Origin of the sequence: Phyllobacterium zundukense (assembly GCF_002764115.1) — a bacterium.
GTDB classification, from domain to species: Bacteria; Pseudomonadota; Alphaproteobacteria; order Rhizobiales; family Rhizobiaceae; genus Phyllobacterium; species Phyllobacterium zundukense.
In genome coordinates this window covers 3,869,945-3,896,190 of sequence record NZ_CP017940.1, presented here as the reverse complement: position 1 = coordinate 3,896,190, position 26,246 = coordinate 3,869,945, and the positions used below count along the sequence as shown (strand labels likewise).

The window sequence follows — 26,246 nt, the reverse complement described above, 5'->3', positions numbered from 1 at the left end:
GTGCTTAGCGTGACAGGCTGAGGTTCTGCCCGCCCGATGTCTGACCGTCAAACTTGGACGGGGCCGAGGAATAGAGCCGCGCCACAGTGCCGCCGGCTGCATCGTAGAGAACCAGCTGCTTGCCGCTGACCGACCATGAGGACAGATTGGCAAGTTCACCTGGGCAGCGCAGCGGACCGGCACGATATCCCTGGCCGAATTTGGTCTGCGGCGTTGCGATCTTGCAGCTCTGGCCGCCCATCGACGCATTCCATACGCCGGCGACGCTGCTGGCTGTGAGGTCCGGCGCGTTCTCCGGTGGCAATGCTGCAACCTGTGTATTGCCCTGCGTGCCGGGCGCTGCATTGGCAGTCGTTGGCGCAGTTGGAAACTGGCTAGTACCGCCTGGCGGTGGCAACTGACTCTGGCTCACAGCGCCTGAAGGTGCCGGCTGAAGCGGTGCGGGACCGGACGAGACGGGGTCCATTCGCGAACTCTGGCATCCCGCCAGCACCATGCCGACAGCAGCAACGGCCAGCAAATTGACTTTCAAAGTCCCCATAACCTCAGTTCTCCATCTGCGCATCCAAACTTGGGGAATGCGATTCCATTTGGCGTTGTTAACCACGATACAATGGCGATCATGGCGAAATTTCAACCCGCACACCGAAAAAACCGGCGTGTTTCGGGCCAATTCGACGTCGGAACCATCAAAAAATGACAGAACTGACAATATCGCCACAGTCTCCAGCGTCTGCCTGCAATGAGCGAAGGCCGACGACATTAACCAATTCAATCATTTCAAGGTGAATAAAGTCTTATCCATGCAGAAAATGGCAATGACGCAAATGTGTGACCGGAGCTATTGAACTTGCAAGGATGGCACGATATTTCCTGACCATGATACTCATAAATAGATCCCCCCAAAGAATCCGCCATGAAACCCGCCTGCGTCTCCTCGAGGTTCAGGCGGTCAAACGCATAACCCCACTGATGCTGCGCGTGACCCTCGCAGGTGACCAACTGGAAGGTTTCATCAGCCCCGGCTATGCGGACCACATCAAGATTTTCTTCCCGCAAGCCGGCAATGATCCGGTCTTGCCAGTGCTCGGGCCTGATGGCCTTGCCTTCCCCGACGACAAGCCGCGTCCGCAAATGCGTGACTACACACCACGCGTCTTTCATGCGGCGACCAATACGCTCGAAGTGGATTTTGTCCTGCATGGCGACGGCCCTGCTTCAAGCTGGGCAGCGCAGGCGGAAGTTGGGGAAAAGATCGTGATTGGTGGTCCGCGCGGCTCGATGATCATCCCCGATGCTTTCGACTGGTATCTGCTTGCCGGAGACGAGACTGCCTTGCCCGCCATCAGCCGCCGCCTGGAAGAACTGCCTGCAACAGCTCGTGCCGTTGCCGTGATCGAGGTCGCCGACAAGGAAGAAGAGCAGGCCCTGACCACAGAGGCCAGCGCCGAGATTATCTGGGTACATCGCAATGGCGCGGAGGCGGGCAACAACGATTTGCTGTTGCGCAAGATCGAAGCTCTCAATCTGCCCGAAGGCGATTGCTACGCCTTCATCGCCAGTGAGAGCAGCATCTCCAAGGCAGTGCGCAATCATCTCGTTGATCAGCGCGGTTTCAATGGTGAATGGGTCAAGGCTGCCGGTTATTGGCTGCGCGGCGTGGCGGACGCCCACGAGCCCCACTGACCGGACATTGCAGGGATGATGGCGGTCAGGATAGGCTCGCTCCTTTCTGAAACAATGGAGTGAAGGCTGTGTTCCAAGACAAAAACACCCGGATTGTGCTTGCATCGCGGCCGTCGGGCCGGGTGAAGTCTGATAATTTTCGCGTTGAGCACCAACCGATTCCCGCGCCTGGCAAAGGCGAAGTGCTGCTCAAGATCCTGTTCCTGTCACTCGATCCCTACATGCGCGGACGCATGGATGACGCAAAATCCTACGCCGCGCCGGTCGCGGTCGGAAATGTAATGGAAGGCGGCACGGTCGCCGAAGTCATCGCGAGCAATAATGATCATTATGCGGCCGGCGACATCGTGCTCTCGCATTCCGGCTGGCAGAGCTATGCAATCTCCGACGGCAAAGGGCTGACCAGGCTCGATCCAAAGCTGGCACCGGTCTCTACTGCACTGGGTGTTCTCGGCATGCCCGGCTTTACCGCCTATGCTGGTCTCTTGACCATCGGACGGCCGCAACCCGGTGAAACGGTGGTTGTCGCAGCGGCCAGCGGTCCGGTCGGCTCGGCCGTCGGTCAGATAGCCAGGATCAAGGGAGCACGAGCAGTCGGCATTGCCGGAGGTCCGGACAAATGCGCCTTCATCAGGAATGAACTCGGATTCGATGCAGCGATCGATCACCGCGCACCCGATTTTCCAGAACAGCTGAAACAGGCCTGCCCGGGTGGCATCGATGTCTATTTCGAGAATGTCGGGGGGCCGGTCTGGGACGCGGTCTTTCCGTTGCTTAATTCCTTCGCCCGAATCCCGGTCTGCGGTCTGATTTCTCAGTATAGCGGCATCGCCCCATCAGAGACCGACCGGTTACCGGGTGTCATGCGAGCTGTTTTGACCAAGAGCCTGACAATTCGTGGTTTCATTCAGCGCGAATTCGTCGATCAGCGTCCGGCATTCCTGCAAGCCATGCCTGAATGGCTGCGCGCTGGTCAGGTCAAGTACCGCGAGGATATTGTCGATGGTCTGACAAACGCGCCGGAGGCATTCATGGGGCTCCTTGAGGGTCGCAATTTTGGCAAGCTTATCGTGCGGGTTGCCTGAAGAGGGCAAATAACGAGCAAGCGACGAGATCGCCAGTTGCAGCGCGCAGCTTTGATGCGTGCTGGCACTGGCATTTCCTTCCCTTTTCCGCCATATAAGCCCTCTACGACGATGTAATGGCAATGACAGGCTGGCGATAAGCATGGCGGCACGCGCACAATTTGCGAAGATGAACGGGCTCGGCAACGAAATCATCGTTGCCGATATGCGCGGACGTGCGGACCGGATTACGCCGGAGGCCGCCATTGCGCTAGACCGTGATCCCGCGACCAAGTTCGACCAGATCATGGCCATTCACGCACCAAAGACCAGCGGCACGGAAGCCTATATCGAGATCATCAATTCCGACGGCACGCAGGCTCAGGCTTGCGGCAATGGCATGCGCTGTGTGGTCCAGGCGCTCAGTTCCGAAACGGGCAAGCGCGAATTCACGTTCGAGACCATCGCGGGAATTCTGACCGCGCACGAACATCCCGACGGCCAGATATCCGTCGATATGGGCAAGCCGCGCTTCGACTGGCAGGATATCCCACTGGCTGAACCGTTTCACGACACGCGCAGGATCGAACTGCAGATCGGCCCCATCGACGCGCCGGTATTGCATTCGCCCTCCGTTGCCAGCATGGGCAATCCGCATGCGATCTTCTGGGTCGACCAGGATGTCTGGACCTATGACCTCGAACGGTTCGGCCCGCTGCTCGAAAACCATCCGATCTTTCCGGAGCGCGCCAATATTTCAGTCGCACATGTAACCAGCCGCCACGCCATCACACTGCGCACCTGGGAACGCGGCGCTGGTCTGACCCGCGCCTGCGGCTCGGCCGCCTGTGCTGCCGCGGTTTCTGCCGTGCGCACTGGCCGTACCGAGCGCACCGTTACGGTAACCGTTCCAGGTGGCCCTCTGCTTATCGAATGGCTCGAAAACGATCACGTGATGATGACCGGCCCGGCCGAGTGGGAGTTTTCAGGCGCCCTCGACCCGCAGACCGGTGCATGGCAGCGCGACGAAACGGCACCTTCGCAGGGAGCCGCCTGATGGCTGTCGACGTCGTCACCTTTGGCTGTCGGCTCAACACCTATGAGTCCGAGGTGATGAAGCGTGAAGCCGATGCGGCCGGGCTCGGTACGCTGGAAAATGGTGCGATCATCTTCAATACGTGTGCCGTCACCAGCGAAGCGGTGCGCCAGGCAAGGCAGGCGATCCGCAAGGCGCGCCGCGACAACCCGGAAGCGCGCATCATCGTTACGGGTTGCGCGGCCCAGACAGGCGCGGATGATTTCGCCGCTATGGATGAGGTTGACCTTGTACTTGGCAACGAGGAAAAGCTGAAATCCAATTCCTACCGCATGCTGCCGGATTTCGGTGTCAACCAGTTCGAGAAGGTGCGCGTCAACGATATCATGGAGGTGCGAGAGACCGCGTCACACATGGTCGACGCGATCGAAGGCCGAGCCCGCGCCTTTGTTCAGGTGCAAAATGGCTGCGACCATCGCTGTACCTTCTGCATCATTCCCTATGGACGCGGCAATTCCCGCTCGGTCCCGATGGGCGGGGTAGTTGAACAGGTCAAGCGGCTCGTCGGCAATGGCTATAATGAGGTAGTTCTGACAGGCGTGGACATGACCAGCTACGGTCCTGACCTGCCGGGAAACCTTCGCCTCGGCAAGCTGGTCAAGACTGTCCTCAAAGAAGTGACGGATTTGCAGCGCCTGCGCCTCTCCTCCATCGATTCAATCGAAGCTGACGAAGATCTGATGGAGGCGCTGGCGACTGAAAAGCGGCTGATGCCGCATCTGCATCTGTCGCTGCAGTCAGGCGACAACATGATCCTGAAGCGCATGAAACGGCGCCATTTGCGCGAAAATTCCATCGAATTTTGCGAAAATGTGCGCCGGATTCGCCCCGATATCGTCCTTGGGGCGGATATTATCGCGGGTTTTCCGACCGAAACGGACGAGATGTTCGAGAATTCGATCCGGATCGTCGAGGAATGCGGACTGACGCATCTCCACGTTTTCCCGTTCAGTCCGCGCGAAGGTACACCTGCTGCGCGTATGCCGCCGGTTAACCGCCGGATCGTCAAGGCACGTGCTGCAAGGCTGCGGGCTGCGGGCGATGCCGCCTATCTCAGCCATCTGCATGGCCTTGTCGGCACTCGCCAAAAAATACTCATCGAACGCGAAGGCCTTGGCCGCACGGAAGGTTTTACTCTCGTCGGTATTGACGGTGGGACGCCGGGCCAACTCATCGAGTGCACGATCAACGGTCATGACAGTGACAAGCTGTTGGCCATTGATAGTGGCAATGATAGCAATCGGCGCGCAGCGTAAACTTAATCAGCAAAGCAGTTTTCATGGCTCTGGGTTTCATCAAGAAGATTTTCTCCTTTGGCAAGAAGGAGGTCGAAGGGGTTCCGGTCGAAGAGACCCCGACCGTGCCGGGGGCGTCTCCGACAGTCGAACAGGTCTACGAGGATACGGCGGCACAAGAGGCACTACCGGTTGCGGCTGAAACTGCACCTGTTGCAGCGGAATCGGTCGAAAGCCAAGCGGCTTACGCCGAGCCCGAAGCTGTCGTCGATGAACCGGCGCCGGAACCGGAAATTCTGCCGGAAATCGAACCTGTCATCGTTGAGCAGGTCGAAATCGCGATTGCTCCGCTCGAAGATCCGGTCACAGCAAAGATCGAAGCGGCACCCTTACCTGAAGCAGTCGGAGAGCCTGATGAAGCCGCCATTGCGGCTCTCGAAACTGTTCCAGAAATAGAGGCTGCAGCGGAAGAACCATCCGGGGCTGCGGCAGAACTCCTTGAACCGCCGATGGGCGAGCGAGTGATTGAACCGGTAGCAATACCAGCGCCGGAAATTCCAGCGGCTGAAATTGCGGTGTCGATTGAACCTGCTCCCGTGCCGGTGAAGCCCTCGTCGTCAAAGGTGACGGTCAGCAGAACGGTCGAGGAAAAGCAAGCCGACGAACCACTTCCCGTTGAGCCGGAAAAGCGGCTTACCTGGTTCGAGCGCTTGCGCAAGGGCCTGTTCCGTTCCTCGCAACAGCTCGGTGATTCCATCGGCAGCATATTCACCAAGCGCAAGCTCGATGAAGACACGCTGCAGGATCTCGAAGATGTTCTGATCCAGGCCGATCTTGGCATGGAAACGGCTATCCGCATCACCGATGCCCTTAGCGCCACGCGCTATGGCAAGGATATCAGCACGGAAGAAGTCCGTACCATCATGGCGTCGGAAATCGAAAAAGTGCTCGGCCCGGTCGCCAAGCCGCTGGAGCTTGATCTCTCGCACAAGCCGCACGTCATTCTCGTCGTTGGCGTCAACGGCACCGGCAAGACCACGACAATCGGCAAGCTTGCGGCCAAACTTACCGCGGGCGGCCTGAATGTCATGCTTGCCGCGGGCGATACGTTCCGTGCCGCCGCCATCGAGCAATTGCATATCTGGGGCAAGCGTACAGGCGCTCCGGTCGTCTCGTCGAAACTTGGCGCCGATGCAGCAGGACTTGCCTTTGACGCCTGGAAACAGGCAAAGGAAGCGGGAAGCGATGTTCTGATCATCGACACCGCCGGCCGCCTGCAGAACAGGGCGGAATTGATGGAAGAACTGGCGAAGATCGTTCGTGTGCTTGGCAAGAACGATCCGGAGGCACCGCACACGGTGCTGCAGACGCTCGACGCCACCACCGGTCAGAATGCGCTGAATCAGGTCGAGATCTTCAGGAATATCGCCGGCGTCAATGGTCTGGTCATGACCAAGCTTGACGGCACGGCACGGGGTGGCATTCTTGTCGCCATCTCGGCCAAACACAAACTGCCTGTTTATTTCATTGGCGTGGGCGAACAGGTCGAAGACCTTGAGCCGTTTGCCGCGAGAGATTTTGCCAAAGCCATTGCGGGAGTTGCATGATGGAAGAATCCGTATTCGAACGTGATCCGTCCGATCCGGCACATAAGGAAGTCAATCCCCTGCTGAAACTGGCTTTGGAACTGGGCCCCCTCATGGTCTTCTTCTTCGCCAATGCGCGCGGCGAATGGCTGATCGAACGTTTTCCAGTATTGGCCAATATAGGTGAGCCGATCTTCATCGCGACAGCCCTGTTCATGGCTGCGACGGCGATAGCACTGAGCGTATCGTGGATCTTGATCCGCAGCCTGCCGATCATGCCGCTGATTTCCGGTATTGTCGTTCTGGTTTTCGGTGCCCTGACGCTCTGGCTGCACAATGACACCTTCATCAAGATGAAGCCGACCATCGTCAACACGCTGTTCGGCGTCATTCTGCTTGGCGGGCTTTACTTCGGCAAATCGCTGCTCGGCTATGTGTTCGACAGTGCCTTCAAGCTGAATGCCGAAGGCTGGCGCAAGCTGACCATGCGCTGGGGTATTTTCTTCCTGTTCCTCGCCGTGCTGAATGAAGTCATCTGGCGCAGTTTCTCAACGGATTTTTGGGTAGCCTTCAAGGTCTGGGGCACCATGCCGATCACCCTGCTTTTTACCTTTGCGCAGATGCCACTGGTGATGAAATATTCCCTTGAACAAGAGACACCCGAAAAAGCGGCAAGCAAAGACAAGTAAATCCGCCAAACGGCCATAATTTCCACCCGATCGCGACGAAATCCCGCCGCGATCTGCGCTCAAGAATCGCGGCAACAGCAACGAATTCAGAAAGCGCGCTCCATGAAAACGGCTCTCATCGTGATGACCCTGATGGGTTGCGACTGCGATGCGAAAATCTGCGAATATATCAAGACCGCAGATGCCGGCTGGACCAGCATCGAGCGTTGCCGCGCTGATCTCGAAAGCCAGATTCGCCAGAACACCAAGGCCGATTACCCGCTGATTACCGCGACCTGCACGGTAAAAGCTGCACCGGGAACAGCGGTAGCCAGCCGGTCCTTTACAGTTCCGGCGCCCGCCGCCGACCGGCCGATCGAGACGTTGGCGCTCGGAACACCTATTGACGCGCCGGTTACGGTCGCAACGAAGACGACATTCGGCTATCGGATGATCACCGTCCCGCTCACCCACGCCTATGACAGCACAGCGACGGCCGCAACCCGCGCGGCTGGTTGGGTGAGGCACTACGCCATGCTGGAAAACTGAGAGAACTGTTACTTCTTTAGAGCGGTTTCCACAGCCGGCATCAGATCATCGCGGATCGACTGTTCGGTGAAGGGCCCGACATGCTTGTAGGCGACGATGCCGTCCCGACCGATCAGGAAGGTTTCCGGCACGCCGTAGACGCCCCATTCGATCGCGGCACGGCCATTCGTGTCTGCACCGATCATCGCATAGGGATTGCCGAGCTCATCCAGAAAACGCAAGGCGTTTTCGGTCTTGTCCTTGTAATTCAATCCGGCCAGACGAATCCGCTTGTCTTCGGCAAGCTGCATCAGCAACGGATGCTCCACCCGGCACGGCACGCACCAGGAACCAAAGACGTTGACGAGGGTGACCTGTCCCTTGAAGCTTGCAGGATCAAGGCCGGGAACCGGCTGTCCATTCTTTTGCAAGCCGCTGACGGCAGGCAGGACAAGGTTTGGTGCGGGCTTTCCGATAAGAGCCGAGGGGATGACGGATTCATCCCGGCCGGATGCAAGCTGGAAAGCGAAAATCGCCGCGAGAGCGACGAAGAGAATAAGCGGCAAGAAGACGAACAATGAGCTGCGCTTCGCCGGGATCTTGTCCACCTGATCCTGTTCCGTCACGATGCGCTGTCCATCTTCGTCTCGGACCTGCGCCGCACACCGCGCGATTCAAGTTCCAGCAACGCCCGGCGCTGGATACGCTGATCCATGAAAATCCACCCAATCAGGCCGGCCAGCACAATGAGCGCGGCGCTATATGAGGCAAGGACAAACCCGGTATGGCTCATCATTGTTCCGTCCTCCGTTCCGCGCTACGCGCCGCGACACGGCGCATGGCGATAACCCGGCGGCGCCAGATTTCATTGCGCATCGCCATGATATGTAATGTGAAAAACAGCAGCGTAAAGCCTATTGCCATCACCAGCAGTGGCCAGAGCAATGACGGATCGATGGTCGAGCCACCCATGCGGAAAACCGATGCGGGCTGGTGCAAGGTGTTCCACCAGTCAACGGAAAACTTGATGATCGGAATATTGATGAAGCCGACCAGCGTGAGGATGGCGGTGGCTTTCGCCGATTTCGCTGGATCGTCCATGGCGCGTGTGAGTGCGATGATCCCGAGATACATAAGGAACAGCACGAAAACCGAGGTGAGACGCGCATCCCACACCCACCATGTGCCCCACATGGGCTTGCCCCAGAGCGAGCCGGTGATCAGGGCGAGCGCTGTGAACACCGCGCCTATGGGGGCAGCAGCCTTGGCGGACACATCCGCCAATGGATGACGCCAGACCAGTGTGCCGAGCGCCGCGATGGACATGATCGTGTAGCACATCATGGACAACCAGGCGAAAGGCACATGGATGAACATGATCTTGACGGTCGAGCCCTGCTGATAATCGTCGGGCGCCTGCATCGACATCCAGAAGCCAACGGCAAGTACGATAATCGTCAATCCGCCGAGCCAGGGTAGTACAGCGCCGGCAAGGCTCAGGAACCTTGTCGGGTTTGCCAGGTCGATCCATCGTCCGGTCTTGGAAACTGCATCACTCATCATGTTCTCTTAGCTTTCCGGGGCCCTTTTCGCAATTCACCTCTCTGTCAGTCTGCCGAGGATTTCAACGCCGCTGCCGCCGCCAGCGGTCCGAGAACCGCAAAGAACAGCGTAATCGCAGCAAGAATAAGGAAAGGTGCCAGAAATGGTGCCGGGTCTTCAACTGCGCCATAGGACGCAGACACACCGAAAATCAGTACCGGTATGGTCAGCGGCAGGATGATTACCGAAACCAGAAGGCCGCCTCGGGGCAGCGAAACCGCGACGGCTGCCCCCACCGCACCGATCAACGTGATTGCGGGAGTACCGACCAGCAGCGTCAGCGTGGTCGCACCAATCGCGGCCGGTTCCATATTCATGAACAGGCCGAGCAGGGGCGATGCGACCACCAGCGGCAGCACGCTCACGGTCCAGTGCGCCAGGCATTTCACCAGCACGGTGAGCGCCAGCATGTGCCGCTCCTGCGCCATGATCAGCAGATCGAGCGAACCATCGTCGCGGTCTGCCTGAAACAACCGGTCGAGACCGAGCAGAGTTGCCAGCAGGGCGCCGATCCACAGCATCGCAGCGCCGATACGGGCGAGCAGCTTTAAGTCAGGCCCGACACCGAAGGGAACAACGGCGATAACCGCGAGGAAGAAGAGGATGCCGACCAGCGCGCCGCCGCCGGCACGCAACCCCAACCGGATTTCGCGCAGGAACAAGGCCCCCATTATACCATCGTCCCTAATGACAGTTCTCTTGAACCTTCGAGCCCGAGCGGCAGATGCGTTGCGGCGACAATGATCCCGCCCCCTTTGAGATGCGCTTGCATCAATCCGGCGAATTGCAATTCCGATGCCTTGTCCAATCCTGCCGTCGGCTCGTCCAGCAGCCACACCGGGCGATCGCTGAGTAGCAGGCGGGCAATGCTCGCTCGGCGTTTTTGCCCGGTGGAGAGATAGCCGAACGGCAGGTGGCCTATATCGCCAAGACTGACACGTTCGAGTGCTTCGGCAATGGAGTACTGGCCCGTCCCGTTGAACGACTGCCAGAAGCGCAGATTTTCATCGATGGTCAAGACAGGTTTCATGGCATTGAGGTGGCCGAGATAATGCGAGGCTGCCACAAGACCCTCAAACGCAACCGGCGCATCATCGAGCCGAAGCTTGCCTTCTGCCTGTAGCAGCAGCCCGGCGATGATTCGCAGCAGCGTGGATTTACCCGCTCCGTTGGGCCCGGTGACAAGCAGGGCTTCACTGGCGGAAACAGCGAAATCAAGGCCGGAAAACAACCGTTCTCCACCCCTTTCCCCGCCCAAGTTTTCCGCGATTAGTCGCATCAATGGCCCGCTTCTTATATGTCCCCGAATACCACGCGATCATTTCGACGCAGCATGCATTTTTGACCAATGTCGGTCTGGCACAGATCGACGAAAAACTCTATATAGCTGTGAACCATGCCAGCGGTCGGTGTGGAAACCATTTTTGGCCGATCTCGATATGGGTGCCGTTTTTGGACACCTGTTGCGGGACGGACAGCGGAAATGACTGCACCCGCACCTTAGCGCGTCCTTGAAACGCGGCAAAGGCGTTCGTCCCGGGTTTAGGCCTCAGCATAAGGACGAACGCAAAATGTCTCAGATTGACAGTTTCAAATGCCGTAAAACCCTCACCGTGGGGGACAAGGAATATGTCTATTACAGTTTGACCGAAGCCGAAAAGAACGGCCTGGAAGGCATTTCCCAGCTTCCATTTTCCATGAAGGTGCTCCTCGAAAACCTGCTTCGCTTTGAAGACAACCGCTCGGTTTTCAAGAAGGACATTGAAAACGTTGCCAAATGGCTTGTCGACCGCGGCAGTGCCGGTGCAGAAATCGCCTATCGTCCGGCGCGCGTCCTAATGCAGGACTTTACCGGTGTTCCCGCAGTCGTGGATCTTGCAGCGATGCGCGACGCCATGGTCAATCTCGGCGGTGACCCTGAGAAGATCAACCCGCTCGTCCCGGTCGATCTCGTCATCGACCATTCCGTTATCGTCGATGAATTTGGCAATCCGCAGGCGTTCAAGCGCAATGTCGATCTCGAATATGAACGCAATGGCGAGCGTTACCGCTTCCTGAAGTGGGGCCAGCAGGCCTTCAAGAATTTCCGCGTCGTGCCGCCCGGCACAGGCATCTGCCACCAGGTCAATCTCGAATATCTGGCGCAAGCCGTCTGGACCAAGGAAGAAGACGGCGTAACCGTCGCCTATCCGGACACCTGCGTCGGCACCGACTCGCACACCACAATGGTCAATGGTCTGGGTGTTCTGGGCTGGGGCGTTGGCGGTATCGAAGCTGAAGCCTCCATGCTCGGCCAGCCTGTTTCCATGCTTCTGCCGGAAGTCATCGGTTTCCGCCTGACCGGCAAGGTCAAGGAAGGCGTGACGGCGACCGATCTGGTTCTCACGGTTGTGCAGATGCTGCGCAAGAAGGGCGTCGTGGGCAAGTTCGTCGAATTCTTCGGCCCCGGTCTCGAAAGCATGACACTGGCTGACCGCGCCACCATTGGCAATATGGGCCCGGAATATGGCGCGACCTGCGGCTTCTTCCCGATCGACCGCGAAACCATCAACTACATGCACATGTCCGGCCGCGACGAAGACCGTCTCGCCCTTGTCGAGGCCTATTCGAAGGCGCAGGGCATGTGGCGTGAACCAAATTCAGCCGATCCGGTATTCACCGACACGCTGGAACTGGATCTCGGTACCGTCGTTCCGTCCATGGCCGGACCGAAGCGTCCGGAAGGCCGTATTGCTCTTGAGGGCATTGCATCGGGCTTCCATGAATCGCTGCAGAAGGAATACAAGAAGACCACGCAGCTCGATGCCCGCTATGTTGTCGAAGGCGAGGACTACGATCTTGGCCATGGCGACGTTGCCATCGCCGCCATTACCTCCTGCACCAACACCTCGAACCCAAGCGTTCTAATTGCGGCCGGCCTTCTTGCCCGCAATGCCGCTGCCAAGGGCCTGAAGTCCAAGCCCTGGGTAAAAACATCGCTTGCGCCTGGCTCGCAGGTTGTCGCCGCCTATCTCGAGAATGCCGGGCTGCAGAAGGAACTCGACAAGCTCGGCTTCAATCTCGTCGGCTTTGGCTGCACCACCTGCATCGGCAATTCCGGCCCGCTGCCGGCGCCGATCTCCAAGACCATCAATGACAAGGGCCTGATCGCTGCGGCTGTCCTTTCCGGCAACCGCAACTTCGAAGGCCGCGTGTCGCCCGACGTGCAGGCAAACTACCTGGCTTCGCCGCCGCTCGTCGTCGCCTATGCGCTGGCTGGTACCGTCACAAAAGACCTGACCACCGAGCCGCTCGGTGAAGATCAGAGCGGCAACCCGGTATTCCTCAAGGATATCTGGCCGTCTTCGCATGAAATCCAGGAATTCATTACCAAGAACGTCACTCGCAAACTGTTTTCAGCCAAATATGCGGACGTGTTCAAGGGCGATGAAAACTGGCAGGCGGTCAAGGTGCCGGCGGGTCAGACCTATGCCTGGGACGACCAGTCGACCTATGTGCAGAACCCGCCGTATTTCGTTGGCATGGGCAAGACCCCCGGCAAGGTCAATGATATCAAGGGAGCCCGCATCCTTGGCCTGTTCGGCGACAAGATCACCACAGACCACATCTCCCCGGCCGGTTCGATCAAGGCTGCTTCGCCGGCCGGCAAGTACCTCACGGATCACGGCGTCGCTCCACTGGACTTCAACCAGTACGGCACGCGTCGCGGCAATCACGAAGTGATGATGCGAGGCACCTTCGCCAATATCCGCATTCGCAACCACATGCTCGGCGAGAACGGCCGTGAAGGCGGCTACACGTTCCACTATCCCTCCAAGGAAGAGATGCCGATCTATGATGCGGCCATGCAATACCGCGCCGAGAACGTCCCGCTGGTGATCTTCGCCGGTGTGGAATACGGCAACGGCTCGTCACGCGACTGGGCGGCCAAGGGCACCAACCTGCTGGGTGTTCGCGCTGTGATTGCCCAGTCCTTCGAACGTATCCACCGTTCGAACCTGGTCGGCATGGGTATCGTGCCATTCGTTCTCGAAGACGGCACAAGTTGGCAATCGCTTGGCCTGAAGGGCGACGAAATCGTCTCCATCGAAGGTCTGGCCGCGATCCAGCCGCGCCAGAAGACATTTGCCACGGTGACCTACGCCGATGGCAGCGTCAAACAGGTGCCGCTGATCTGCCGCATCGATACGATCGATGAACTGGAGTACCTGAAGAACGGCGGCATTTTGCAGTACGTTCTGCGCGATCTCGCTGCCTGATCGATCGGAATCATGAAAATAAAAGGCCGCCGGGCAACCGGCGGCCTTTTGATTGGGTTGGAGAGAACAAACGTGATCGAATTCACCTCAAAGTGACTTCCTCTTGAAACGTCCGGCTCCTATCAATCATCTCGCAATCATTTTATCTGACAACAAGCCCATTCAAATTGGGAAGTGAATACAACCTGTGCCTTTGCCTGTTCTATCCAGACGTATTTTGATCGGTGCTCCGCTTCTGGCGGCAGCTGCCTATGTGCTGCCGGTCTGTGCGGAGAACGTTGGCAAAAAGCCTGATGGTGTTGTCGAACTTTACACGTCCCAGGGTTGCGGTTCCTGCCCGCCAGCAGATGCGGTGCTGAAAGAGCTCGCGACCGAAGGGAAGGTTGTCGCCCTCGCATTTCACGTGGACTATTGGGATTATCGCGGCTGGACGGACAATCTTGCATTGCCGGAAAACACCGACCGGCAGAACGCCTATCGCACGGCGCTGCGCCTGAACGGCGTTTACACTCCCCAGGTAATCCTGAACGGCCGCGAACATATGAATGGGCAGGATGGCCAAAAGATTCGCAGGCGCATTGCAGAAACGCGCGGCACACCGACCGGCCTGACCGTCCCGGTTTCGATCGAGAAGACCGCGCCTGACCGGCTGCTGATAGATATTGGCCCCGGTTCCGGCGCGACAAATCCTGTTCGAGTTCTGCTCGCCTATTTTAACCGGGAAACCATCGTTGAAATTCCCGACGGCGAGAATGTCGGGCGCAAGGTGAGTTACGCCAACAGCGTGCGGGCGATGGAAACAGTCGGCATGTGGGACGGCAAGCCCCAGAAAATTGAAATTCCGCTGAGTGAACTCGCCAGTAAAAAAGCGACCGGATGCGCAGTTTTGCTGCAGGAAATGCTCGGCGAAGGCAAACCCGGTCCCATCATTGGGGCGTCCATCATGGCGGCGAAACCCTGATAGAACCGGCTCCCAAACAAAAACAGGCCGGATAAATCCGGCCTGAGGTATTGGGGCATGTTGTCATATATAGGGAGACTAATTGGTTCGGACCCAAACAACCCGTTGGGCGGGGGGCTTGGGGTATCGGATTGCTCGAGAGCGAACCGTCTCAGACAACATGACAACGATGTTGGGTTTCGAATCGGGCGGCAATGCGAACAGATAATGGCGAGAATGTGTCAGACCATCACCATTGGAATCAAGCCGTATTGCTTCGTGAGAATGATCAAAAAACAGTTTGCAAAGCCAATAATTGGCATCCGCACGATCATTCCGGTCTTGTAAATACATGCGGAACAGGTCACCTTTATGTCATCCAGGTGTCACACGACAAATTTAAGGGCGGTTGATTGATGGACAGCAATGCGGGTGGCGATGAATCGCAACAGCAGGCGAAACTTATCTCTCTAGTGCGCACCAGTGATCCGCCCATTACCTTCAATCGGCGTGAGCTTGATCAAATCCTTCGCATATACGGCTTTATGGTCTCCGCGGGCGAGTGGCGCGATTATGCCATCGATCACCTGATGGATCGCGCCGTCTTTTCGATTTTTCGGCGGGCCAGCGAAGTGCCGATGTTTCGGGTCGAGAAAAACCCCAGACTGGCCCGCAAACAGGGGGCCTATAGCGTCATCGCCGCCAGCGGCCTCATTCTCAAACGCGGCCATGAACTCGATCGCGTACTCAGGGTCTTTGACAAAAGCTTGAGTATCGTCCGGGGATAGGCGTTACGCTCTTAGTGGGGGCTTGCCGGGCAGCGTCTCGGCGCCGCCATTCATGTCGAGTTGCATCAACGCCGTATCCAGCCAACGGCCATGCTTGAAGCCCGAACCTCTTATGGTGCCACAAAACGAGAAGCCGGCGCTGGTGTGCAGCCGTACCGACGCGGAGGCTTCGTGACCATCGCCAATGACTGCGATGAGCTGGCGAAAACCGAGAGCAGTACAATCCTTGATCAGTCGCTGCAGAAGCAATTTGCCAAGTCCGCGGCCTTTGGCTTCGGGCGCGACATAGATCGAATCTTCCACGGACCACCAATAGGCAGGGCGTGTACGGAAGTAGTTGGCATAGGCATACCCGAACACCGATCCTCCGTACTCCGCCACAACATACGGAAAACCGTCTGCGGTAATGGCATGAAACCGCCGGACCATTTCGTCAAAGTCAGGCGGATCAATTTCATAAGTCGCCGTTCCATGGAGAACGGCATCACGATAAATCTCGGTGATGGCGGCAAGATCGGCAGGACGCGCCGAGCGGATTTCTATTGGAGACATGGGCTTCGCAGCAAAGGTCAATCTTGACAGCTTCATGCACTTCTTTGCCAACAATTTGAAGAGGCCCAGACATAAACTTTGCCTGCGGCATCGTTTGGTGAACGAGGCACCAAAGAAAAGGGCAGCGTTTCCGCTGCCCTGATCTTCAATTCATGTTCGGGTGGTTATTCGCGGTTGCCCAGGAACTGCAGCAGGAACATGAACATGTTGATGAAGTCGAGATAGAGACGCAGCGCGCCCATGATTGCCTTGCGGCCATAGGTGTCCGCAGCATCGCCTTCGTAGTACATTTCCTTGATATTCTGCGTGTCATACGCGGTAAGGCCAGCGAAGACCAGAACGCCGATGGCCGAGATCGCGAACTGCAACGCACTGGATGCAAGGAAGATATTGACCACGGAAGCCAGGATGATGCCGATCAGACCCATGAACAGGAACGAGCCCATTCCGGAGAGATCACGCTTAGTGGTATAGCCATAAAGCGAGAGCGCGCCAAACGATGCCGCCGTGATGAAGAATGTCTGCACGATGCTTCCGGACGTATAGACCAGGAAGATCGAGGACAGCGACGCACCAACAAGGGCTGCATAAACCCAGAAGGTGGTTTGAGCTGCCGCTACGGACATCTTCTCGATACGAAAACTCAGGAAGAACACTGCGGCAAGCGGTGCGAGCATCACGAGCCACTTCAACGGCGACGTGTAGAAGACAACGCCGAAGCTGGTCAGCATCTTGCCGTTTGGCAGTGTCGCTGCGGCCAGAGAAGGATCATTAGTGGTCGTGAGATAAACGAGTGCAAGAGCAGCAAGACCGGTCACTGCAAGACCGATCCCCATCAAATTGTAGACTTTGAGCATGTAGCTGCGCAGACCCTGATCGATCCCCGCGTCCACACGCACTCCGGCCGATGTACGGGCCTGGATGTTGCGATAGTCAGCCATGATTAACCTCATTTGCTTCGTCCCGTCGGGTGTCGGGTTTATCCCCAGGCGCCGCTGGCGGGACCCCAGCATGCCTTGGGACAAATTATGGGGATTCACAGGCCTCATAACAAGACCTCATTCACTCAAGAATACGTGTATCGCAGCCAAAAGGCCATGAATTGCTCTAAAATTACACTTTTTTAACGAATTCAGAGGTTTCGCAGAATTGGCGCGGCCTTCTGGCCCAGGATTCTCCATGTACCCGCAAGTCCAAATCCGACGGTCAGAACCAGCGCGATTATCACTGTCATGACCGCTACTTCCGGCTGGAAGGATGCGGGCAAGGTCATGACCCTCACGATCACATACCAGGCCGCAAGACCACCGGCAATGAGCGCGAAAACCGCTGTTGCAAGACCGAGCAGGACATATTCGAGCGTGAAGGCCCGGATAAGGGTGCGGCGTGTCGCACCGAGAGTCTTCAGCACCACGGCGTCGTGAACGCGTGCCCGATTGCCTGCCGCCAACGCACCGCCCAGCACGAGGATGGAGGCGATGAGTGCCACCGATGCCGCCGCTCGGATTGCGACGGCCAGCTGGCCGACAAGCTCATTGGCGATGGTGATCGCATCTTTGACGCGAACCGTCGTCACGGCCGGAAAGGCACGGGTCACGTCTCGCATAACTGTGGCTTCCTCCTGCGGTGTTGAAGACGGATCTGTCAAAGTCGCCAGCCAGGCATGCGGCGCGCCGGCAAAAGTATTGGGTGAAAAGACCATGACAAAATTGATGGCAAGCGATTCCCATTGCAGCTGACGGAAATTGGCGATGCGCGCGGTGACATTGCGGCCAAGCACGTTGACTGTCACCATATCACCGATCTTGAGTCCGAGATTATTCGCCTCTTCCGCCGAGAACGACACCAGAGGTTCGCCGGAATAGTCCGCTGGCCACCAGGTGCCCTTGGTCAAAGCCGAGTTTTCCGGCACGCTCTTGGCGTAGGTGATGCCGCGATCGCCGCGCAGCACCCATGCCCCCTCGGGTGGAATCGTCAATTTGGTAATGTCGGTACCGTTGAATGCAACAATGCGGCCGCGCAGCATCGGCGCGCTGACGATCTTGCCATTGGGCGACGCCTTTTGCACAAGGCCCGTGAATTGATCCACCTGCTTGCTCTGGATATCCACGAAGAAGAAGTTCGGGGCACGTTCGGGCAGATTGCCCGCCAGCTGCTGGCGCAAACTGCCATCGATAAGCGCGAGCGTGACGAGAAGCGTCAGGCCAAGACCGAGAGACAGGACCACTGACGGCGTGAGTGCGCCGGGCCGATGGATATTGCCGATGGCGAGGCGTAGCGCCGTGGAACGAACGCGTGGCGCACGCCGGGCCAGCCACTGGACCAGGACCGAAACAGCCCGCAAAACCAGAAAAGAGAAAGCCACAGCACCTATGAAGATCGTGGCGATCCTCCGGTCATAGGCGAAAAACACAGCAAGCAAGCAGAGAACAGTGATCAGCAAAGCTGCAACAGCAATGTAGAATGGCTTTGGCCAGCCCCGCTGTTCAAAACCTTGTTCGCGGAAAAGCGCCGTTGCCGGAACGTCCCGCGCCCGGCCGAGTGGCAGGATTGCAAAGGTCAGTGTCGTCAGAAGTCCGAACAAGGCGGCCCAGGCCAATGCGCCAGGATAAAAGCCGCCCTTGGCCGCAATGGGCAGAACGTCTCGCAGCGCATAACCCGCCGCATAGGGAATGACGGCTGCAAGGACGAGGCCGATGAGGATGCCGACAAGCGCAATGATCACAATCTGGATGAGATAAACGGCAATGACGAACCAGCCAGGCGCGCCGAGCGATTTGAAGGTTGCGATAACGCCGCGTTTGCCATCGAGATAGGCTCTGACCGCATTGGCCACGCCGACTCCGCCAACGATAAGTGCGGTGAGCCCGACCAACGTCAGAAATTGCGAGAACCGCTCGATATTGGCGCTGAGCGACGGCGCTGCGTTGGTCCGGTTTCGTACGGTCCAGCCGGCTTCAGGAAACGTTTGCTGCGCCTCATCGCGTATCGCCGTGATGGCGGCCTCGCTCGTGCCAGCGGGCAGCGCAATCTTGTAGCTATGGTCGACAAGACTGCCCGGTTGAACGAGGCCTGCGGCGTTGAGCCCGCCCAGCGATACCATGAAGCGCGGCGCAAAGCCGAAACCATCGGATAAGAGGTCAGGCTCGTTGGTAATGACAGAACGCAGCTCGAATGTCGCCGATCCCATTAAGACCCGGTCGCCCAGCTTGAGATTGAGCCGGTCAAGCAAGCTTTGCGCGACGGCGGCACCGAACGCGCCGCCCTTTTCAGTAAACAGCGTTTCGCGACCGAGTGCGGGCGCTGTCACCAGCGTACCATAGAGGGGGTAGGCCTCGTCCACCGCCTTTACTTCCACGAGCGACTGGTCGGAGCCGTCGGCAAGCCTTGCCATGGACCGCATATTGGCACTCACCGCAACCCGGCCCTTGCCATCCAGAAACGCCCGCTCTTCCGGAGTGACTTCACGCTGATTCAGCTGAAAGCGTATATCACCGCCAAGAATGCTCTGCCCTTGCGTGGAAATGCCTGCTGTAACGGAATTGGCAACGGAATTTACGCCGCCGATGGCCGCCACACCCAGCGCAATGCAGGCGAGGAATATGTAAAATCCGGACAAGCCACTGCGCATTTCGCGCAAGGCGAATCGCAAAGCCAGTTTGAGCGAGGGCGAAGAGCGGGTGGGCGCGATCTCGCTCATGCGCTTTTCGCAAGCTCCGGGGCATCATCATCCGCTTCGATCAAACCCGACCGAACGCGGATTTCGCGATCGCAGCGTGCTGCGAGGGCAGCGTCATGCGTGACGAGCACCAGTGTAAGGCCAAGCTCTTTCTGCTTTTCGAATAGAAGATCGGCGATCTGGCGGCCTGTTGTTGTGTCAAGATTTCCGGTTGGCTCATCGGCGATGAGTATCTTGGGCGAAGGTGCAAGGGCGCGGGCAATCGCCACACGCTGCTGTTCGCCGCCGGAAAGCTCGCCAGGATAATGGGTGACGCGATCCGCAAGACCGACTGCTGCCAGGACACGTTCGGCAATGGCGAAGGCATCCGGGTTTCCCGCCAGTTCCAGCGGCACGGCGACATTTTCGAGCGCAGTCATATTGGGAATGAGATGAAAGGACTGAAAAACGATACCAATATTCTTACCGCGAAACGCAGCCGCTTCGTCCTCGTTCATGATCTCGAGCCGCTCACCAGCAATCCGGACCGAGCCGGAATCAACGTGCTCAAGACCGGCAAGCACCATCAGGAGGGTAGATTTACCCGATCCGGACGGCCCGACAATACCAACGGACTGTCCGGAATTGATACTGAGCGATATGCCTTTCAGAACATGCACGGAGGAAGCACCCGTGCCTAGTGTCAACTCAATGTGATCAAGCGCGATGACGGATTTAGTCACGAAAGAACTTCCTTTGCGATATGGTCGCAACCAATGTTGGTCGCAGCTTGTCTGATATGGGTACCTGAAAATGAGATTCAAACCATTGATACAATTCCTGGTTTCACTTGGCCTTGTTGCCTTGCCATCCCTGGCCTTGGCCAATCAAAATGCCGTGTCCGATCACCCTCTGGCGGTGGTGGGTTTCGGTGACAGCCTGATGTCAGGCTTCGAGCTGCCAATGCAGGACTCCTTCACGGCACAGCTGGAAAAGGCCCTGAAGGAAAAGGGCGTGAATGTAACAATCGCCAATGCGGGGGTGGCCGGAGAGACGACAACGGATGGCCTCGCTCGTCTTGATTGGTCGGTGCCCGATGGGACGGATCTCGTCATTCTCGAATTTGGCGCCAACGACGCACTGCGCGGCATCTCCCCGGAACTCAGTGAAAAGAACCTCGCTGAAATCATTGAAAAGCTCAAGCAGCGAAACGTGCAGGTCATCCTTGCCGGAATGCTTGCACCGCCCAACATGGGCGACGACTACGAAGGGAAGTTCAACGCGATTTTCCCCCGGCTGGCAGAGAAATACGATGTACCGCTCTACCCATTCTTCATGGACGGCGTGGCCACGGAAAAATCACTGCAGCTGGAGGATGGGATGCATCCCAATGCCGAAGGCGTTGCCAGGATGGTCGAAGGCTTTATGCCCGTTATGGAGAAGACAATCGCCCAGTCCACTGCATCCGACACTTCTCAATAAGGCAATCATCCAAATCAATCGCGCGTAATCCCGTTGACGGAGCCTCACGGCGCTTATGGGCTATGCGTGTCTAATTTGTCGCGCCAAAAGATAATCTGAACTTATGTCTTGCTCCCGGACTCATTCAATGATTCTCTAGAGTTACAACTCGATTCGGGGAGGATGCCTTATGCCGCGTCTCTTTACTGCCCTCGAAATCCCGAGGGACGCCGCTCTCTCGCTGTCGCTCTTGCGCGGTGGCCTGCCAGGTGCCCGATGGATTGATGTCGAAAACTATCACATCACACTACGCTTTATCGGGGACGTCGAAGGCCATGTTGCTGATGAGGTGGCCAATGCGCTTGATCGTATCCGGCGGCCGGAATTCACCCTCAAACTTGCTGGCGTCAATGCGTTCGGTTCTAAAAAACCGCACAGCATCTTTGCCGGCATCTCGCCATCACCGGATATCCAAGCGCTGCAAGCCGAGATCGAACGTATATGTCAGCGCCTGATGCTGCCGGCCGATCCGCGCAAATTCACACCGCACGTGACTCTGGCACGATTGCGCAATGTTCGTAATGAGGAGGTCGCGCACTATCTGTCGTCGCGTGGCAACTTCTCGACAGCGCCATTCACGATCGGACGATTTGTTCTGATGTCGTCGCGCGATTCGATCGGCGGCGGGCCATACATTGTCGAGGAAGCCTGGCCGCTTGAAGCGCCTCGCTCTTCCTATCAGAACAGCTTCGAAAGACCTTTGGAAGCTGCCAGAATCATTCGGTAGACGCGCTCGAAATCGACATTGGTACCGTAATAGGGATCGGGAATCTGCGTGGTCTCGCGCGACGCCATCTCGTAAAAGAGTCCGATCTCCGCAGTAGCGTTCAGGGGCCGGCGCGCTTCGATTGCGACCACGTTGGCGTGGTCCATGCCGACGATCAAATCAAAGCGGGTGTAGTCTTCAAGCGTCAATTGGCGGCAGCGTTGGTTGGAAATGTCGATTCCGTGTCTGCTTGCGACCGCGATTGACCGCTGATCCGGTGCCTCACCCGTATGGTAGCCATTGGTTCCGGCGGAATCGATGATTGCCCCTTCGCCCTTCTCCTCCGCCTCAAGCACCGTTCTGAATACACCTTCGGCCAAGGGCGACCGGCAGATATTGCCAAGACAGACAAAGAGGACAGAGCGAAGCGGACGCGTTTTCATCGACTGGCACCGTGATCGGAGGCGGAATTTGTCGCCCAGATATGAAGGAAATGGCTTGCGGCACGCAATTGGTTTATTCCCCGCGCCATGGAAAGCCTACCTCGCACAAGCGATTGAGACCCCTTTTGTCATGGATAAATTACAGCAATTTGATCGAAACTCTTGCAGCTGTTGGAAAGCCTACCCATGTCTCCACAGCTGAACCTTGAAGGAAAAGGGATGGACGACGTAAAAATTGGCGAGATTCTTGAGCCAGGCAGCGATGACCGACAGCGCTCCCATGAGGAGCGCGTCCGCGCGCGCTTTTGGAAAACGGTGCGCAAGGCCGCAAAGGCCGTGCCGTTTCTGGACGAAGTCATAGCCGGGTATTTTTGCGCGCTAGACCCGGCAACGCCAACGAAGGTGCGTGGGATCCTTCTCGCATCGCTGGCCTATTTCGTCCTGCCACTCGATTTCATCCCGGATTTCGTCCTTGGCCTTGGCTTTTCGGATGACGTGGCGGTTTTGATGACAGCGCTGACGGCCATCCGCACTCACATCACACCGGCACATCGGGCCGCGGCAAAGAAAGCGCTCGAGGATTTCGATCGCGATCCTTCGCCGGCTGGCTGACGATCACCACCATCACAAGCTTGTGATAGCGCCAAGCGTCAAAGTCTCGCCGCTTTTGGCTGGCTGGAGTTTGCACGTGGACTTTGATGAAAACGTAACCTTCTTGGCTCCGAAAACTGCTTTTTTGACCCTGTGTTCACCCTTTGGTAACCCAGATTAAGTCAAATTAAGAGAAGCGAACTGGACAATGCGGCATCCGGATTATCTTCCGGGCCATTGCCGGTTCGCGAGTTATGAAGCGAACGACAGAAACTGGTAGGTAAAATGTTTGGAAAATCAATCGTAGCAGCGTCTGTGCTCATGCTTGGGCTGACAGGAACAGCTCTTGCCCAAACCCCGAGTCAGATCAGCCAGTTTAACGCTTGGGGTGCCTACAGCTACCAGCAGGGCAAGGGCAAAGTATGTTACGTGCTCTCGGTTCCGATCGACAAGCAGCCTGCCAAGATTGACCATGGTGACAATTTCTTCATGGTAAGCCAGAAACCGGGGCAGAATGTCAGCTTCGAGCCGCAGTTCAAGGCCGGTTACGATCTGCAGGAAAATTCCAAGGTCACCGTGACGATCGACGCTCGCACTTTCTCCATGTTTACCAATGGCAGTCACGGCTGGATGGAAAATGCCGCGGAAGAGCCTCAACTCGTCGCTGCTCTACGCTCCGGTCAGAAGATGTCGATCAATGCAGTGTCAAAACGCGGCACCAAGACCAGTTACGCCTATTCTCTGAAGGGTGTGTCGGCCGCGCTGAAAGCCATCGCGACCTGCAAATAGCCAATTTCATTTCGTTTATCAAAGGAGGCCGGACTGGGTTAGGTCCGGCCTCTTTTGCATGTGGAGGTGACGCGCGCCCCGGAACGTGATATGAGCCGCGCTTCCGAAAAGAACGTTAGAAAATCCCATGTCCGCATCGCTTGACCTTACACATCCCGTTATTCGGGATAAATCCCGTGACGCACTTCGCGCTTCGACGGCCGAAATGCCCTCGCTGATCGGCTTGTCACGCGTGGAAATGGGGGAAGCCCTTATTGCCATTGGCGTTCCGGAGCGGCAGGTAAAGATGCGGGTTGCGCAGCTCTGGCACTGGCTCTATGTGCGCGGCGTCTCCGATTTTGCCGACATGCTGAACATTTCGCGCGATATGCGTGAGCTGCTTGCCCGCCATTTCACCATTGCCCGTCCGGAGATCGTCGAAGAGCAGATTTCCAATGATGGCACGCGCAAATGGCTGTTCCGCTTTCCGCCGCGCGGCGCCGGGCGTCCGGTCGAGATTGAAACCGTCTATATACCGGAAGAAGGCCGCGGCACGCTGTGCATTTCCAGTCAGGTCGGCTGCACCCTCACCTGTTCCTTCTGCCATACGGGTACCCAGAAACTCGTCCGCAATCTGACGGCTGAAGAAATCCTGGCCCAGCTGCTGATCGCTCGGGATCGTCTTGGCGATTTCCCCGATCGCAACACGCCCGACGGCGCCATCGTTCCCGCGGAAGGCCGCAAGGTTTCCAATATTGTCATGATGGGCATGGGGGAGCCGCTCTACAATTTCGAAAACGTTAAAAAGGCCCTGCTGATCGCCTCCGATGGTGACGGGCTCTCGCTGTCCAAGCGGCGCATCACGCTTTCGACTTCCGGTGTCGTGCCGGAGATTTATCGTACGGGTGAGGAAATCGGCGTGATGCTGGCTATCTCCCTGCATGCAGTGAACGATGATTTGCGCGACATGCTCGTGCCGATCAACAAGAAGTACCCGCTGAAAGAGCTGCTGGACGCATGCCGCGTTTATCCGAGCCTGTCCAATTCAAAGCGCATTACCTTCGAATATGTAATGCTCAAGGGCGTCAATGACTCGCTCGACGATGCAAAGGAACTGGTCCGTCTTCTGAGAGGCATCCCGGCCAAGATCAACCTGATCCCGTTCAATCCGTGGCCCGGCGTCAACTACCAGTGCTCCGATTGGGAGCAAATCGAGAAATTCGCGGACTATGTCAACAATGCCGGCTATGCCTCACCTATCCGCACGCCGCGTGGCCGCGATATCCTCGCAGCCTGCGGTCAATTGAAGTCGGAATCGGAACGGATGAAAAAAACCGAACGCCTGGCATTCGAGGCGGCCATGATCGCCGGGCACGGTGAAGATTGAGCCAGTTCTTGCTCTATCTGCTAAGGTTTGCGCTAATCGTTTTCGGCTTTGTCTGTGCGATCGTAACCGCATCCCTGTTTCTCAACATGTTGCTGATCGGCAGCTCACAACTTATCGGAGCTGAAGGGCCATTTCTCTATCTGACAGTTCCGGCATTTGCAGTGGTCATTGGTTATAGCGTCTTCGTTCCCGCAGCGATTCTGATCCTCTATGCGGAGCTGACCGCTTGGCGCGATTGGCTTTTCTATGCACTCGGCGGTGCAGCCATTGCCGTTGTCGTCATTGTCTGGAAATGGCGGCCGCAAACCGAAGACATCAGTACATTCGCGGCGATCCTCGCTACAGGCGTCGTCGGTGGTTTTTCCTATTGGCTGGTTTCAGGACGCAGCGCAGGCCTGATCGCACAGCGCCCCAAAAACTAAGTATCGGATGGGCGTTTTACTTCGCCTGTGCCATCAGAATTTTCGCAGCGAACGCCGAGAACACCCCGGCAAACAGCCAGTCGGTGATCCGCGTGACGGTCGGGTTTTTCTTGAGCAGTTTTGAGAACCTGTCGGCCGCAATGATCATTGGCGCCACGACAGGCAAGGCCAAGGGGATGAACAAAACGCCCAGAAAGAACAGTTTCCCGGGAGCGTGTGGATCATTCGCCGACACGAATTGCGGCAGGAACGTCATGAAGAACAGGATGATCTTCGGATTGAGAAGGTTGATCCCCAGCCCGGTCAGCCAGTTCTGGAACAGCGTATGCGACTGACCCACCTTTTTTTCCGGTGAGAAAGCCGACCCGTGACGGATTGCCTGATAGGCAAGCCATACCAGATAGCCCGCGCCGACAATCTTGAGTGCGAAAAATGCATTTGGCGAAGCCACGATCAATGCCGAGAGACCGATGGCAACCATCGTCGTATGAATAACGATACCGCTGCTGGCACCTGCCAGGCAAGCAAAGCCGGCCGCCTTGCCTTCCGACAGGGCTCGGCCAACAAAGAGCGTCATGTCGGGACCCGGCGTAATGGATAGAACGAAGGTTGCGATGGTAAATTGCAGGATGATTGGCCATTCCGGGATAAAAGTCATGGTGGGCTCCGTCTGAAACTGGGAAGCTAACGCGAAAGACGAGTTTTCGCCACTCGATTTAACGGAAACCGCGCCTCGGACAAAATTT

Annotated in this window: 28 protein-coding genes; 16 read left to right on the top strand and 12 right to left on the bottom strand. The window is 57.3% G+C overall.

The annotated features are described in order from the left end of the window. Positions 1–4: 4 nt before the first annotated feature. On the bottom strand, positions 5–541 hold the full coding sequence (locus tag BLM14_RS19470; RefSeq protein WP_100000890.1) for a protease inhibitor Inh/omp19 family protein: 537 nt from the start codon (positions 539–541) through the stop codon (positions 5–7). A 431-nt stretch (positions 542–972) separates the two neighbouring features. Here BLM14_RS19470 and BLM14_RS19465 point away from each other — a divergent pair, with 431 nt between their 5' ends. The 7 genes from BLM14_RS19465 (at position 973) to BLM14_RS19435 (ending at position 7,884) form a co-directional block, all read left to right on the top strand. Continuing rightward, positions 973–1,686: a siderophore-interacting protein gene (locus tag BLM14_RS19465; protein ID WP_237143414.1), complete on the top strand. Its 714-nt coding sequence runs from the start codon at positions 973–975 to the stop codon at positions 1,684–1,686. A gap of 68 nt (positions 1,687–1,754) precedes the next feature. Beyond that, the gene (locus BLM14_RS19460) at positions 1,755–2,771 is read left to right on the top strand and encodes an NADP-dependent oxidoreductase (RefSeq protein WP_100001536.1); all 1,017 of its coding nucleotides are present in this window, start codon (positions 1,755–1,757) and stop codon (positions 2,769–2,771) included. A 142-nt stretch (positions 2,772–2,913) separates the two neighbouring features. Next, complete coding sequence (gene dapF / locus BLM14_RS19455) at positions 2,914–3,807, top strand: diaminopimelate epimerase (protein WP_100000889.1); 894 nt, start codon at positions 2,914–2,916, stop codon at positions 3,805–3,807. Further along, on the top strand, positions 3,807–5,102 hold the full coding sequence (gene mtaB / locus BLM14_RS19450) for a tRNA (N(6)-L-threonylcarbamoyladenosine(37)-C(2))-methylthiotransferase MtaB (protein WP_100000888.1): 1,296 nt from the start codon (positions 3,807–3,809) through the stop codon (positions 5,100–5,102). The genes dapF and mtaB overlap by 1 nt, the downstream gene beginning before the upstream one ends. 23 nt (positions 5,103–5,125) lie before the next feature. Further along, complete coding sequence (ftsY, locus tag BLM14_RS19445) at positions 5,126–6,688, top strand: signal recognition particle-docking protein FtsY (RefSeq protein ID WP_100000887.1); 1,563 nt, start codon at positions 5,126–5,128, stop codon at positions 6,686–6,688. Then, on the top strand, positions 6,688–7,356 hold the full coding sequence (locus tag BLM14_RS19440) for a septation protein A (RefSeq protein ID WP_100000886.1): 669 nt from the start codon (positions 6,688–6,690) through the stop codon (positions 7,354–7,356). The genes ftsY and BLM14_RS19440 overlap by 1 nt, the downstream gene beginning before the upstream one ends. A 102-nt stretch (positions 7,357–7,458) precedes the next feature. After that, entirely contained in the window at positions 7,459–7,884 is a 426-nt protein-coding gene (locus BLM14_RS19435; protein WP_100000885.1) for a hypothetical protein, read from the top strand. Positions 7,885–7,892: 8 nt separating this feature from the next. On the opposite strand, the gene BLM14_RS19430 is transcribed toward BLM14_RS19435, so the two are convergent. Genes BLM14_RS19430 through ccmA form a run of 5 tightly spaced genes read right to left on the bottom strand, consistent with a single transcriptional unit; the run spans position 7,893 to position 10,744 of the window. Then, a complete protein-coding gene (locus tag BLM14_RS19430; protein ID WP_100000884.1) occupies positions 7,893–8,489 on the bottom strand; it encodes a DsbE family thiol:disulfide interchange protein in 597 nt (198 codons plus the stop codon). Then, positions 8,486–8,659: a heme exporter protein CcmD gene (gene ccmD / locus BLM14_RS19425; RefSeq protein ID WP_100000883.1), complete on the bottom strand. Its 174-nt coding sequence runs from the start codon at positions 8,657–8,659 to the stop codon at positions 8,486–8,488. Before ccmD ends, BLM14_RS19430 begins: the two co-directional genes overlap by 4 nt. Then, positions 8,656–9,426 (bottom strand): heme ABC transporter permease, encoded by a 771-nt coding sequence (locus tag BLM14_RS19420; protein WP_162293177.1) that lies wholly within the window; start codon positions 9,424–9,426, stop codon positions 8,656–8,658. Before BLM14_RS19420 ends, ccmD begins: the two co-directional genes overlap by 4 nt. A 44-nt stretch (positions 9,427–9,470) precedes the next feature. Beyond that, on the bottom strand, positions 9,471–10,136 hold the full coding sequence (gene ccmB / locus BLM14_RS19415; RefSeq protein WP_100000882.1) for a heme exporter protein CcmB: 666 nt from the start codon (positions 10,134–10,136) through the stop codon (positions 9,471–9,473). Next, positions 10,136–10,744 (bottom strand): heme ABC exporter ATP-binding protein CcmA, encoded by a 609-nt coding sequence (gene ccmA / locus BLM14_RS19410; protein ID WP_100000881.1) that lies wholly within the window; start codon positions 10,742–10,744, stop codon positions 10,136–10,138. Before ccmA ends, ccmB begins: the two co-directional genes overlap by 1 nt. A gap of 292 nt (positions 10,745–11,036) precedes the next feature. Here ccmA and acnA point away from each other — a divergent pair, with 292 nt between their 5' ends. The 3 genes from acnA to BLM14_RS19390 all read left to right on the top strand — a co-directional run bounded on the left by acnA (position 11,037) and on the right by BLM14_RS19390 (position 15,452). Further along, positions 11,037–13,724, top strand: coding sequence for an aconitate hydratase AcnA (acnA, locus tag BLM14_RS19405; RefSeq protein ID WP_100000880.1), 2,688 nt, complete (start codon positions 11,037–11,039; stop codon positions 13,722–13,724). Positions 13,725–13,959: 235 nt separating this feature from the next. Then, complete coding sequence (locus BLM14_RS19400) at positions 13,960–14,685, top strand: DUF1223 domain-containing protein (RefSeq protein ID WP_418314245.1); 726 nt, start codon at positions 13,960–13,962, stop codon at positions 14,683–14,685. 392 nt (positions 14,686–15,077) lie between these two features. Next, on the top strand, positions 15,078–15,452 hold the full coding sequence (locus BLM14_RS19390) for a DUF2794 domain-containing protein (protein ID WP_418314191.1): 375 nt from the start codon (positions 15,078–15,080) through the stop codon (positions 15,450–15,452). Between the two features lie 3 nt (positions 15,453–15,455). Here the strand turns inward: BLM14_RS19390 and BLM14_RS19385 are convergent, their stop codons facing one another. The 4 genes from BLM14_RS19385 to BLM14_RS19370 all read right to left on the bottom strand — a co-directional run bounded on the left by BLM14_RS19385 (position 15,456) and on the right by BLM14_RS19370 (position 20,405). Beyond that, positions 15,456–16,004, bottom strand: coding sequence for a GNAT family N-acetyltransferase (locus tag BLM14_RS19385; RefSeq protein WP_100001532.1), 549 nt, complete (start codon positions 16,002–16,004; stop codon positions 15,456–15,458). 164 nt (positions 16,005–16,168) lie between these two features. Further along, a complete protein-coding gene (locus tag BLM14_RS19380; protein ID WP_100000876.1) occupies positions 16,169–16,945 on the bottom strand; it encodes a Bax inhibitor-1/YccA family protein in 777 nt (258 codons plus the stop codon). 191 nt (positions 16,946–17,136) lie between these two features. Continuing rightward, the gene (locus BLM14_RS19375) at positions 17,137–19,704 is read right to left on the bottom strand and encodes an ABC transporter permease (RefSeq protein ID WP_100000875.1); all 2,568 of its coding nucleotides are present in this window, start codon (positions 19,702–19,704) and stop codon (positions 17,137–17,139) included. Continuing rightward, on the bottom strand, positions 19,701–20,405 hold the full coding sequence (locus BLM14_RS19370) for an ABC transporter ATP-binding protein (protein ID WP_100000874.1): 705 nt from the start codon (positions 20,403–20,405) through the stop codon (positions 19,701–19,703). Before BLM14_RS19370 ends, BLM14_RS19375 begins: the two co-directional genes overlap by 4 nt. 70 nt (positions 20,406–20,475) lie before the next feature. Between BLM14_RS19370 and BLM14_RS19365 the strand changes: the two genes are divergently transcribed. Next, complete coding sequence (locus tag BLM14_RS19365) at positions 20,476–21,144, top strand: arylesterase (RefSeq protein ID WP_100000873.1); 669 nt, start codon at positions 20,476–20,478, stop codon at positions 21,142–21,144. Between the two features lie 169 nt (positions 21,145–21,313). Further along, entirely contained in the window at positions 21,314–21,910 is a 597-nt protein-coding gene (thpR, locus tag BLM14_RS19360) for an RNA 2',3'-cyclic phosphodiesterase (protein WP_100000872.1), read from the top strand. Here the strand turns inward: thpR and BLM14_RS19355 are convergent. Next, complete coding sequence (locus BLM14_RS19355) at positions 21,862–22,332, bottom strand: low molecular weight protein-tyrosine-phosphatase (protein ID WP_100000871.1); 471 nt, start codon at positions 22,330–22,332, stop codon at positions 21,862–21,864. The genes thpR and BLM14_RS19355 overlap by 49 nt on opposite strands. A 219-nt stretch (positions 22,333–22,551) precedes the next feature. On the opposite strand from BLM14_RS19355, the gene BLM14_RS19350 reads away from it, so the two are divergent. The 4 genes from BLM14_RS19350 (at position 22,552) to BLM14_RS19335 (ending at position 25,500) form a co-directional block, all read left to right on the top strand. Next, complete coding sequence (locus tag BLM14_RS19350; protein WP_100000870.1) at positions 22,552–22,944, top strand: YkvA family protein; 393 nt, start codon at positions 22,552–22,554, stop codon at positions 22,942–22,944. A 264-nt stretch (positions 22,945–23,208) separates the two neighbouring features. Continuing rightward, on the top strand, positions 23,209–23,712 hold the full coding sequence (locus BLM14_RS19345) for an invasion associated locus B family protein (protein ID WP_100000869.1): 504 nt from the start codon (positions 23,209–23,211) through the stop codon (positions 23,710–23,712). A gap of 127 nt (positions 23,713–23,839) precedes the next feature. Continuing rightward, positions 23,840–25,078 (top strand): dual-specificity RNA methyltransferase RlmN, encoded by a 1,239-nt coding sequence (rlmN, locus tag BLM14_RS19340; RefSeq protein WP_100000868.1) that lies wholly within the window; start codon positions 23,840–23,842, stop codon positions 25,076–25,078. An 8-nt stretch (positions 25,079–25,086) separates the two neighbouring features. Continuing rightward, positions 25,087–25,500 (top strand): hypothetical protein, encoded by a 414-nt coding sequence (locus BLM14_RS19335; RefSeq protein WP_133123917.1) that lies wholly within the window; start codon positions 25,087–25,089, stop codon positions 25,498–25,500. Positions 25,501–25,516: 16 nt separating this feature from the next. Here BLM14_RS19335 and BLM14_RS19330 read toward each other — a convergent pair whose 3' ends face one another. Continuing rightward, the gene (locus BLM14_RS19330; protein ID WP_100000866.1) at positions 25,517–26,158 is read right to left on the bottom strand and encodes a LysE family translocator; all 642 of its coding nucleotides are present in this window, start codon (positions 26,156–26,158) and stop codon (positions 25,517–25,519) included. Positions 26,159–26,246: the final 88 nt, after the last annotated feature.